The organism is Mesorhizobium sp. WSM4837, from assembly GCF_055811435.1.
In genome coordinates, this window is the sequence record NZ_JBVVQE010000028.1 from 44100 (window position 1) to 56295 (window position 12196).

Consider the following 12196-nt stretch of genomic DNA (forward strand, 5'->3'; position numbering starts at 1 on the left):
TTGAAACCGTTGACCCCAGAGTAGTTTTCGCCAAAATTGTCGACTGGTGGTGCAGCGTCTGCTGCGGGGGAATTCTATGAATGTGTTCGAACTCGACAGAGTTCTCGTAAACGACTACGAGCGCTTTTCCCGATCGTTTACCCGCATCAGGGCCGCGGATATCCGGCGAAGTGTTGATGAAATCTATGCCAGCGGACGATTTTGGCCAGAGCCACTGATCTCTATCAACCCTCACTTTGAACGTGGCGCTGGGATAGCTGACCTAGTTAGGGACGGCACGCTTCACCCTGAAACCGGCAAAGTCTTTCGGGTGGGCGGCGCTCCGATCACATTGCACCGGCACCAGGAACAGGCTGTTTCCAAGGCGATCTCCCGAAAATCGTTTGTCGTCACAACGGGAACTGGTTCGGGCAAGTCGCTTTGCTTCTTTGTTCCCATCATAGATGCGGCTATTCGCGCCCGTGCAGCAGGCGAGCCGCAGAGAACGCGAGCTATCATCGTCTATCCGATGAACGCGCTTGCAAACAGCCAAATCAAGGAACTCGAAAAGTTTGTAGAGCAGTCTGGGCTCGATGGCCGGCTTCGCCCGACCTTTGCCCGCTATACGGGTCAAGAGTCCGCCGAAGAGCGGGAACTGATAAGCCGCGCAAAACCCGACATTCTGCTCACCAATTTCATGATGCTGGAATTGTTGATGACGCGTCAGAACGCGCTCGACCAGACGGTCATCATGAATGCACGAGGTCTGGATTTCATCGTTCTGGACGAGTTGCATACCTACCGCGGTCGGCAAGGTGCGGACGTGGCGATGCTTGTGCGTCGTGTCCGAGATCGGCTCTGTTCTGATGAGCCGGTGTGCATTGGAACATCGGCCACGATGGCCAGCGAAGGATCCGAGACGAAGCGTGCAGAGGTGGTGGCTGCCGTGGCGACCAGGCTGTTCGGAACCAACGTTTCGCCAGATGCGGTGATCGATGAGACCCTGGAGAGGGCCACTGATCAGTCAATCAAGACCGATGCTTTGAAGGCGCTTCTCGCCGACGTCGTCAACAAGGATATCGTCGGCGACTACGACGATGCTGCTCTTTGGAAGCATCCGCTGGCTGTCTGGATCGAATTAGAGATCGGACTGCTTGATAAGCAAACCCTGAGCCGCCGCCCACCGACTACGATATCCGAGGCTGCCCGGAAGCTCGCCGACTTCACCGGGTGCGTGGAGAAGACTTGCCGTGAGCGGATCGAGGCGATGCTGACCTTGATGAGCCGGCCAGAGAAAGACAGGGGCGGCTCTGGAGACCGCGCATTCCTAGCCTTTAAGTTGCACCGGTTCTTTTCTGGGGCGGGCGGCGTCTATGCGACACTGAGAGCGGACGACCGACGGGTCACGCTCGACGGGCAGCGTTTCGACCCCGAGGATACGAAGGCCAGACTTTATCCGACTTTCTTTTGCAGAGGGTGTGGTCAGGAATTCCATTCAGTAACGCTTGCGGATGACGAGGGAGTGCGGCGAGCGTTGCCACGATCAATCGACGACACGCCGGTTGATAACTCCGATAGCGAAGACGAGGCCGGCTACTTCATGCCGATTCCGGAAGGCGACTCTGATTTCAGCTTCAGCGGATCGCCCGAGGATTTTCCCGAGGACTGGACGGAGCTTGGTCCCAAGGGTCTTCAGTTGCGGAAAGATCGGCGAAAATGGGTGCCAAACCCGCTCACCGTTCAGGTCGATGGGCAGCTCGGCGAAAGTGGCAAGCATGGCTTGTTTATCTCCGGGAAATTCAGGTTTTGTCCGGCCTGCGGGCATCAGCCATCCAGTAGAGCGCGCGAGAGAAACAAGCTCGCCAGCCTTTCTGCTGAAGGACGGAGTTCGGCCACAACTCTTCTCGTATCAAGCACACTGCGGTGGATGAACAAGCGCGAGAATGGCGTCCCGCAGGACAAGCGAAAGCTCCTTGGGTTCACGGACAATCGGCAGGACGCAGCCCTGCAGGCCGGCAATTTCAACGACTTTCTGTTCGTGACTTTGTTGCGGGCTGCCCTCTTGGCGGCGGTCCGCGCTGCTGGCAATGAGGGACTTGGCGAAGACGAGTTCGGCCGCAGGATTCAGGCAAAGCTGGGATTTGTTGCCAGCAAAGACGATCGTCGCCAAGAGTGGATGATCGCTCCCGAGACAAAGGGAATTCACCGCCAGGACGCGGAACGCGTCCTATCGCGTGTTCTGACCTATCGGGTTTGGGCCGACCAAAAACGCGGCTGGCGCTTCACTAACCCCAATCTCGAAGAGCTCGGCTTGATTTCGGCCGAATACGCTGCCCTGGATGAATTGGCTACAGACGACGAAGCGTTTTCAAACGCCCCAGCCGAGCTTCGGAACCTATTGCCAGAGAGAAGACGACAAGCTTTGCGCATTCTGTTCGAAGCACTGCGGCAAGGGCTCGCTATTTCCGCGGAAACTCTTGAGCTGCAGGCCCTGGAGACGACCATGCGCTCCGCTGGGCAATTCTTGCGGGAACCCTGGACGATTTCAGACCGCGAGAATCTGCGGTCGGCGGCCGCGCTGATCGTCGTTGCACCGAGCAAGAACGACACCAATCTCCGTAGTGAGTCTTTGATCATTCGTGGCGGACCTAGGAGCAGGCTCGCCAGGGAGTTGAACCGCTCCAGCATCTGGGGCGAACGGCTGTCCGCGGCCAGGTATCAAGAAGTCCTCGAGGCACTGCTACGCGCAGCCGCTGAGTATCAGCTTGTTCGACCTGTTCAGACAGTCTTTGATGTCGAAGGCTGGCAGTTGGCGGCCAGCGCGGTTCGACTGGTTGCTGGAAGTCCGGCGCTTCAAGAAAAGCAACCGAACCCCTATTTTCTTGAACTCTACAATCATCTCGCGGCAGCGCTGGGCGCTGGCGGAGAGGGTTTGTTCGGCTTGGAAAGCCGTGAGCACACAGCACAGGTTGACCAGGAACGACGAGAATGGCGCGAATGGCGATTTCGGTTTGGGACCGACGATCGGGCTCGCATCGCAGAGCACCGGGAGGAAATGCGGATTGCGCAAGAACCTGATCAGTTCCTGCCAACGTTGTTCTGTTCACCGACGATGGAACTGGGCGTCGACATCTCGGCACTTAATACCGTCTATCTTCGAAATGTCCCGCCAACTCCAGCAAACTATGCCCAGCGATCCGGGCGGGCTGGACGCTCTGGGCAGGCGGCACTTGTCGTCACTTACTGCGCGGCCCAAAGCCCGCATGACCAGTATTACTTTTCACGTCGAGATCAGATGGTGGGTGGAATTGTTCGCCCACCGGCTCTCGACCTCGCCAATCGGGATCTGGTCGAAGCCCATCTCCACGCTGTTTGGATCGCGGAGGCCGGCCAGGAGTTGTCGCCCGACATACCGCATGTTTTGGACCTCACAAGGACGGGTCTTCCGGTAGCTCAGACAATTGCTGAAAACCTTCGCTCTGATGCATTGGCCAAGCGGGCTGCAGACCCAATGCGCCGGGTCCTCGACAGCATCGATTTCGAGCTTACGGCTTCCGGAGCGAGCTGGGCCAGTGAGCGGGAGGAATTCCTTGCTTCTGTTGTCGCAAACGCTAGCAGGCAATTCTCCGAGGCTTTCGGGCGTTGGCGTCAACTTTACGAAGGGGCTCGCACACAACTGATCGAAGCTAACCGTAAGTCGGAGATGCATGGCCTCGAAAAACAGGAACGAAGAGACGCCAAGATCGCGCAGGCGCAAGCGAACGAGCAGCTCGCTCTTCTCGAGAGGGGGAGAGCAACTGGCGGATCCGATTTTTACACATATCGCTACTTGGCGACCGAAGGCTTCTTGCCAGGCTACAACTTTCCACGGCTGCCACTCTACGCTTACGTGCCGGCCATCGGTGCCGGCGGACCCAAAGCGGCCTATCTCCAACGTGCACGGTTTCTTGCAATCGCCGAATTCGGACCTCGGAGTCTCATCTATCACGAGGGCCGCGCCTACCGTGTCTACAAGGCCAAGCTGTCGCCGGATATGCGTGGCACGACAGACGGCAAGCTCATGACGACCAAGATTTACATCTGCGACAGATGCGGCGCTGCGCACGACCGGGAACAGGATCGATGCCATGCCTGTGGTGCATTGATCGCGGATATCCATCCGATCCGTAACATCCTGCGCATCGACAATGTCGAGACGACGCCTGCCGAGCGAATAACAGCAAACGATGAGGATCGGCAAAGGCAGGGGTTCGAGATACAGACCGTTTTCTCATGGCCGTTGCGCGATGGTCAGATCGATGTGACCTCGGCGACACTGCAGGATCAGGATGGTCCGATTGCTAACATCCACTATGCACATGGCGCGCTGATCAGCCGGATCAACAAGGGCCTTCGGAGGCGAAAGGAAAAAAGCATTCTCGGTTTCGGCATCGATGCCGCCACCGGACGATGGACCAAGACTCCTGACGACGATGGCGATGAGGTCGACACACCGGACGGGCCCGTAACGCAGCGGGTCGTTCCGATTGTGCAGGACAATAAGAATACAGCGCTGTTTCGCCCTTCCGACGAGGACCTCAGCGAAACGGCTATCACCACCGTTCAGCACGCATTGACACGCGGTATCGAAATTGCGTTCCAGCTCGAAGAAGGAGAAGTCCTCACAGAGCCGGTGCCGGGTCGCGAGAACCGTCGCGCCATACTCGCCTTCGAGGCGACAGAAGGAGGTGCCGGCGTTCTTGGGCGGATTGTAGGCGAGCCGGCGGCTATCAGAAGAGTTGCTAAGATCGCATTGCAACTCATGCATTTCGACAAGGTGGACGAAGCGATCGCTTCCCGCGACGCGGACATGCTGGTGGATGTGCCGGACGCAAATTGCGTGAAGGGATGCTATCGCTGTCTGCTGTCCTACTACAACCAGCCGGATCAGGAACTTATAGATCGCACGGACAACGATGCGAAGCGTATGCTTCTGCGATTGGCCTGCAGCGAAGTTGCACCGGTTAGGCGTCCACTGGACGCTGTCAACGGGACCTGGGCCTCTGCATTCAAGGAAAACGGAATCTTAAGCCCCGATGCAGAGCCTTTGAAAATCCGTTCGCAGACATTGCCGTTCGTGTGGCGAACGCATCTTGTGGCCGCAAGTGATTCTTCAGTGGGACCTGAAGATCTTGCCGAGATCGAGGCGCAAGGGTTTGCGCTTGTTGAACTACCGCATACGCCTTCGCTATCGGCATTGGCGGAATTGCGTCGCTTGTTGGGGGTGGGCGATTGACGGCGGCATTTTCTCCTGGAGACCTCGTCTACGCTCGAGGTCGCGAATGGGTGGCCTTGCCTTCGCCGGAAGAAGGGTGGCTATGCCTTCGGCCGCTTTCGGGGGCCGAGGCGGACATCCAACTGATACACCCCGATCTCGAAACCGAGAAACCCAGGCCTGCTCGATTTGCACCCCCTGAACGGGAGCCGTTAGCGACTCAGTCCGCCGCGCAACTTCTATCGGAGGCCTTGCGGCTTTCACTTCGCCGAGGCGCGGGGCCGTTTCGCTCTGCTGCACGCCTCTCGTTTGAGCCTCGAGCATATCAGCTTGTTCCGCTTATTATGGCGCTGAGGCTTCAAACCGTCAGACTGCTGATCGCCGACGACGTAGGAATCGGCAAGACGATCGAGGCCGGGCTGATCTTGCGCGAGCTGATCGATCGCGGCGAAGCCGATGCATTCACCGTTCTTTGCCCGCCGCATCTGGTCGAGCAATGGACGGGAGAGCTGAAGGAAAAATTTGACATCGACGCGGTCGCCGTCACGGCTGCGTCGGCGGCCAGGCTCGAGCGCGGACTGCCTCAGCACATGACGCTATTCGATGCCCATCCGCAGACGGTGGTCAGCCTCGATTATATCAAAGCGGAAAAGCGTCGCGACTCTTTCGCAAGGGCCTGCCCCAATCTCGTTATCGTGGACGAGGCGCATGCATGTGTTGGCACGCATCAAGGCCGTCAACAGCGGTTCGAGTTGCTGATGCGGCTTTCCTCGGACGCCGCCCGCCATCTCATCCTGCTGACCGCCACGCCGCATAGTGGTGACGAAGAGGCATTCGAGCGCCTGCTTGGACTTATAGACCCGGAGTTTTCCGGGCGCGCATTCGAAGATGAACGGTCGCGGATCCGACTTGCCCGCCATTTTGTGCAAAGGCGGCGCATCGATGTCACTTCGCGGGAATGGGGTGAGGAACGCTCATTTCCTCGTCACGAAACGAGCGAGAGTCCCTACAGTTTCGACAACGCACAAACCGCCTTCCATGATGCGGTTCTCGACTATTGCCTCGGTGTTGTGGAGGGCGCCGGAGCAGGCCAACGCGAGCGACGCCTGGCATTCTGGGGCACGCTTGCGCTGATGAGGTGTGTCGGCTCGTCACCGGCCGCCGCCGCAAGCGCGCTCCGCAACCGCCTCAAGTCGGATCCAGATCGCTTGGGTGATCATGTGTTCGACGACGACGGAGAGGACGAGGATGCGATCGATGTTGAACCTGCCTCGGGGCTCGATACCGGACCGCTTGCGTCCCTCGTAGCGCAGGCGGAACATCTGGCCCGCTCGCCGGATCCCAAGATTGCGGCGACGGTGAAAGTCTTGGCGCCGCTTATCAAGGCCGGTGCCAATCCCGTTGTGTTCTGTCGCTACATCGCCACTGCCGATCACGTCGCTAACGGGCTGCGCAAGGCGTTCCCGAAGCTGCGGATCGAAGTGGTTACCGGCGCCCTGACCGGTGACGAGCGTCGTGCCCGCGTCGAAGCCATGGCAGACGACGCACAGCGCTTGTTGGTCGCCACGGATTGCTTGTCCGAGGGCATCAATCTGCAGCACCTCTTCGACACAGTAGTCCATTACGACCTCTCCTGGAATCCAACCAGACACCAGCAGCGCGAGGGGCGTGTCGACCGTTTCGGCCAGCCCGCACCTCTGGTGCGTTCGGTTCTTCTCTTTTCGCCTGACAGCGCCATCGACGGGGCGGTGCTGGAGGTAATCCTGCGCAAGGCGGAAGCCATCAGGAAGGCCACGGGCGTAAGCGTGCCGCTGCCGGAAGAACGCGGCGCGGTCACTGGCGCCCTTATGAACGCCGTGCTTTTGCGAAAAGGCAGAGCCCGGCAACTGACGCTCGATTTCGGCCTCGACCAGGATGCCAGAAATTTCGAAACGCGCTGGCGTGACGCCGAGGAAGGCGAAAAAGCGTCCCGCGCACGCTTCGCGCAAAACGCCATGAAGCCTGAGGAAGTGGCGCCGGAGTGGAAGAAGTGGCGCGATCTGTTGGGTGGTCCGGCTGAACTGCTTCGCTTCACCGGCCGCGCCATGAGCCGTCTCGACGTGCAACTCGATATGCAGACACATAACTCATATCGCGCCCATTTAAGCGAACTGCCGAAACAGATTGCTGAGCGTCTCGCCTCGCGTGGTCTTGAGGGCACGATCAAGCTGTCCTTCGACGAGCCACCGTTGCCCGGCCACACTGTGATCACGCGCTGCCATCCGCTCCCTTCGACGCTGGCCGAATCCCTTCTGGAGGGGGCGCTTGACCCGGTGTCCAACCCGCTTAACCCGATCGGACGCGCTGGTGCGTGGTCGTCGTCTTCAGTGAAGGTTCTGACGACCGTCGCGCTACTTCGTCTTCGCTTCAAACTCACTGTGCATGGTCGAGTTGAGCGCATGCTTCTGGTCGAGGAGGCCAGCGCCATTGCCTTTCAACCCGGAGGCATGATCGCAGCCGGCGAGGCAGCGCGAAAACTGCTGGACGCGGAGGCCGCCGGCAATTTGGCGGACGTCGCGCGGAGTCGCCTTGTGGAGGCCGCACTGGCTCGCATGGCATCGCTTATAGACGGCCCTGTCGTAGAGCACGCGCGAACCCGCGCGCAGGCGCTCGCCGAGGATCACGATCGGTTGCGACGGGCAGGCGCGGACGCAAGCCGCTTCCTCTCGCGCGTGTCCGTGGAACCCGTGCAGCCGGCCGACATCATTGGCCTCTACGTCCTCGTTCCGGCCGCAAGCTGATGAAGAAGAAACCTGTCGCGCTCGAATTCACAGCACTACAGATCGAGGGAAACCTGATTTCGCCCATGATGCTGTCGGCAATCGACCGCCGAACTGCAGGCAACCAGACTGAGGCAGATTACGGCGTGCCGAAGGGCCTCGCCGTCCGCGATGAGATTGCCCGCTACTTCCGCATCGGCCAGGCATTGTTCGAGGACTTTGCCAGGGTGGAAGCACCATCATCGATCGCTACAACCCGCTTCGTCGAGCAGCTTCTCAACCAGGTCTTCGGCTTTTCCAATATCGTCCGCGTTGGCAGCCGCACGGAGGACCACCGTCTCTTTGCCGTTACACTCGAAGCGCTGGCAGGTCGCGTGCCGGCAATTGTCGTTCCCCTGTCGGACGATCTCGACCATGCCAGTGAAAGTCTGCCGACCGATGGTCGCAAGCGTTCGGCTGCCACGGCGATGCAGGATTGGCTAAACCATTCGGACGCGGCACTCTGGGGCCTCGTCTCAAATGGCGAAAAACTGCGCCTGATGCGCGACAACCAGAGCTTTACGCGGCCGACCTATATTGAGGCGAATCTGCGCCAGATCTTCGAGGCGGAGGATTTCGCCAGTTTTGCGGCAGTCTGGCTGCTTCTGCATGTAAGCCGCTTCGGCCAGCCGTCGGAACCCGTCACGGACTGCGCGCTGGAAAATTGGCGCGAACAGGGCTCGAAACAGGGCCTCGTCGCGCGCGACCGGCTCCGCGATGGCGTTGAGGCTTCGCTAGTCGCGTTGGGCTCGGGTTTTCTCGCCGACAATCCGGCCCTGCGTGAGCGTGTCGCATCCGGTGAATTGCCTCTGACTGATTTCTTTTCGGAACTCTTGCGGCTCGTCTACCGGCTGATCTTCCTGATGGCGGCGGAGGACCGCGACCTGCTGCATCCGCCCGCTGCCCCCGCCACAGCGAGGAAGCTCTATGCGCAGGGCTATTCGCTAGCAGCCTTGCGCGAACGCTCGATCCGCCGCTCGGCATGGGATTGCCATTACGATCGCTGGGAGGGGTTGAAGATCACCTTCGCCGCGCTCGATCGCGGCGAGAAGCTGCTCGGCCTGCCGGCATTGGGCGGCCTGTTCGCCCGGGGCGAGGTTCCGGATCTCGAATATGCGCGCCTCTCCAACAGGGCGTTAATGGAGGCGATTTATCGCCTTGCCTGGATAAAGGATTCTTCTTCCCTGCAGCCGGTCAACTGGCGTGACATGGAGACCGAGGAACTCGGCTCCGTCTATGAAAGCCTGCTGGAGCTTACCCCGCGCCTGACCAATGATGGCCGCGTCATGACCTTCGCCGAGGGAACTGAGACCAAGGGCAACCAGCGCAAGACCACGGGCAGCTATTACACGCCGGACAGCCTGGTGCAGACGCTGCTGGATAGCGCGCTCGACCCGGTGCTCGACCGCATCGAGGCCGAGGCGGATGACCCGGCGAAGGCGCTATCGCAGGTCACAGTCATCGACCCCGCCTGCGGATCAGGCCATTTCTTGCTCGCTGCCGCTAGACGCATCGCGACACGTCTTGCCCGCGCGCGGTCGGGCGGCGTGGCGAACGCGGCGGATTATCGCCACGCGCTACGCGATGTTGCCCGCGCGTGTATCCACGGCGTCGACCGCAACCCAATGGCTGTGGAACTTACGAAGGTCGCGCTTTGGATCGAAACGGTGGAACCGGGCAAGCCGCTCGGGTTCCTTGATGCCAACATACGCTGCGGCGATGCACTGCTCGGCCTATTCGATCTCGATGCGCTGAAGGCGGGCATTCCCGACGGCGCCTACAAGCCGCTGACCGGCGACGACAAGGAAAGTGTTAAACACTTCGCCGCGCGCAACAAGGCCGAGAAGAAAGGCCAAGGCTCGCTCGACTTTGCCGGCGGCGGCGGCAAACTTCCGACCGCTCCACCGCTTGGCCGGACCGCCGAGGCGTTGCGCGCGCTGCCAGAAGATACGGTCGAGGAGATCGAGCGGAAGAAGCGAAGCTGGGCCGTCGCTGAGCGCGATCCAAGACGCTGGTCGTGGCGGATCGCCGCCGATCTTTATATCTCCGCTTTCCTTTTGCCGAAGACCAGCGGGGTGCCGCAAAACCGTGTGCAGGTGACAATTCCGACTACCGGCCAAGTCTGGCAGGCGTTGTCTGGCGCCACGGTCGGGTGGGGGCCGCTGGTCGACCGCGCGCAGGAAGTCGCGGGTGCCGCACGCGCTTTCCACTGGCCACTGGAATTCGCTGATGTCATCGAGCGCGGTGGTTTCGATTGCGTGCTCGGCAACCCGCCATGGGAACGAATCAAACTTCAGGAGCAGGAATTCTTCGCTTCCCTCGATCCGGAAATCGCCGAGGCCCCGAACGCTGCTGCACGCGGCAACCTGATAGCGGCACTTGCCAAAGCCGAGGCCGGCTCGCGCGAGCGCAACCTGCACAACGCGTTCGAATTCGCCAAGCGGGTCGCCGAGGCGGCCTCCGCGTTCGTTCGGACGCCGGGCGAGGAGGGCGGCAGGTTTCCCCTTTCGGGCCGTGGCGACGTCAATACCTACGCGCTCTTTGCGGAGCTATTTTCGTGTCTCGCCGGGCCTAAAGGCCGAGCAGGCGTCATCGTGCCAACCGGAATCGCCACCGACGCGACGACCGCTCCCTTCTTCGGAGCACTAATCGACAATCGGCGTCTCGCACGGCTGGTCGATTTCGAGAACCGCAACGCGATCTTTCCCGCCGTTCATCGCAGCTACAAATTCTGCCTGCTCACCATCGGGAGCGATGTGAAGGAAGCGGGGTTCGCCTTCTTTCTAGCCGGCCCGGCGCAGCTTGCCGAGACGGAGCGCAACTTCACGCTTTCGCCCGAACAGATCGCCGCTATCAACCCGAACACCAAAACGGCGCCGGTCTTTCGCGCCCGCGCCGACGCCCAACTGACGACGAAGATCTACTCCCGGGTGCCGGTTCTAGTTGACGAGACGAAGGGCGAAAAAGGCAATCCGTGGGGGATAGCTGCACACACACGTATTTGGCATATGTCGGAGGACTCGGACTGGTTTCGCACTGCTGTGGAACTTGGTGCGGCCGGCTTCGTGCCCGACGGGAGCACCTGGGCAACGCCCGACGCCGCACGTCCGTTACAGAGCGCGCCTAGTCTGTCCGTTGGCCGCGATTCGGGCGGCCTCGGCCTAAAGGATCGAGAGGGTCAAAGCGCGGAGCGCTATGTGCCGCTATATGAAGCGAAGATGATCCATCAGTTCGATCATCGTTGGGCGACTTATGAGGGCACCGACAGCCGTGACGTGACAGTCGCCGAGAGGCAGGATTTCAGTTTTGAACCAGTGCCGCGCTACTGGGTGCCAGAGGAGGAAGTTTCAACCCGACTCGCCGCCAAGGGCTGGAGTAGGGGCTGGTTAATCGGTATGCGCGGCATAGGACGTGCGACGGACGAGCGCACATTAATCCTCGCGCCACTTCCGAAATACGCAATCGGAAACAGTTCACCTGTCATTCTAGTTGATGCTGACGCTCGAACCACAACGGCCCTGGTGGCCGCAGCTTCCGCCTTGGTCTGTGATTTTTGCGTTCGTTCGAAAGTGAATGGCGCCAACCTAAACTTTTTCTTAGTGCAACAGTTTCCTGTTCTCCCCCCTTCCTTCTACACAGACGTCGACCTAGACTTCATCGTCCCGCGGGTGCTGGAGTTGACCTACACCAGCCATTCGATGAAGCCCTTCGCTTGCGATCTGGGATATGACGGCCCGCCTTTTGCGTGGGACGAGAACCGCCGTGCTTGGCTCCGCGCCGAGCTTGATGCCTTCTACGCCCGAGCCTACGGCCTCACCCGCGACGAACTGCGCTACATTCTCGACCCCGCCGACGTCAAAGGACCGGACTATCCATCCGAGACCTTCCGCGTGCTGAAGAACAACGAAGTCAAGAAATTCGGCGAATATCGCACACGGCGTTTGGTGCTCGAGGCCTGGGACAGGCTCGACAATGAGAAGATTGCCTGATCGGGAGGAGCAACAATGCCGGAACGAGACCGCGAGGACGATTACATCTATCCCCCTTTGATCCAATCCACTGAAGAGGCAGCAGACAACATTCGAAAACTGAATGCGTATTTTTCGTCGCGATTGGAGCGCGTCGACAAATCCTCGCGGAGCGCTTGGGACAATTCCTTGCGGAG

3 protein-coding genes are annotated in these 12196 nt (G+C 60.1%); all 3 read left to right on the top strand.

Annotation, left to right across the window (positions count from 1 at the left end):
- The first annotated feature begins 76 nt into the window (after positions 1-76).
- The 3 genes from AC0L3D_RS18010 to AC0L3D_RS18020 are packed head-to-tail and all read left to right on the top strand — an operon-like array spanning position 77 to position 12020.
- Complete coding sequence (locus AC0L3D_RS18010; protein ID WP_473645266.1) at positions 77-5254, top strand: DEAD/DEAH box helicase; 5178 nt, start codon at positions 77-79, stop codon at positions 5252-5254.
- The gene (locus AC0L3D_RS18015; protein ID WP_473645268.1) at positions 5251-8013 is read left to right on the top strand and encodes a helicase-related protein; all 2763 of its coding nucleotides are present in this window, start codon (positions 5251-5253) and stop codon (positions 8011-8013) included. The genes AC0L3D_RS18010 and AC0L3D_RS18015 overlap by 4 nt, the downstream gene beginning before the upstream one ends.
- Positions 8013-12020: an Eco57I restriction-modification methylase domain-containing protein gene (locus AC0L3D_RS18020; RefSeq protein ID WP_473645270.1), complete on the top strand. Its 4008-nt coding sequence runs from the start codon at positions 8013-8015 to the stop codon at positions 12018-12020. Before AC0L3D_RS18015 ends, AC0L3D_RS18020 begins: the two co-directional genes overlap by 1 nt.
- Positions 12021-12196: the final 176 nt, after the last annotated feature.

Coding starts and splice junctions, on each gene's coding strand:
- AC0L3D_RS18010 (WP_473645266.1), top strand. CDS start 77: ATGAATGTGTTCGAACTCGACAGAGTTCTCGTAAACGACTACGAGCGC.
- AC0L3D_RS18020 (WP_473645270.1), top strand. CDS start 8,013: ATGAAGAAGAAACCTGTCGCGCTCGAATTCACAGCACTACAGATCGAG.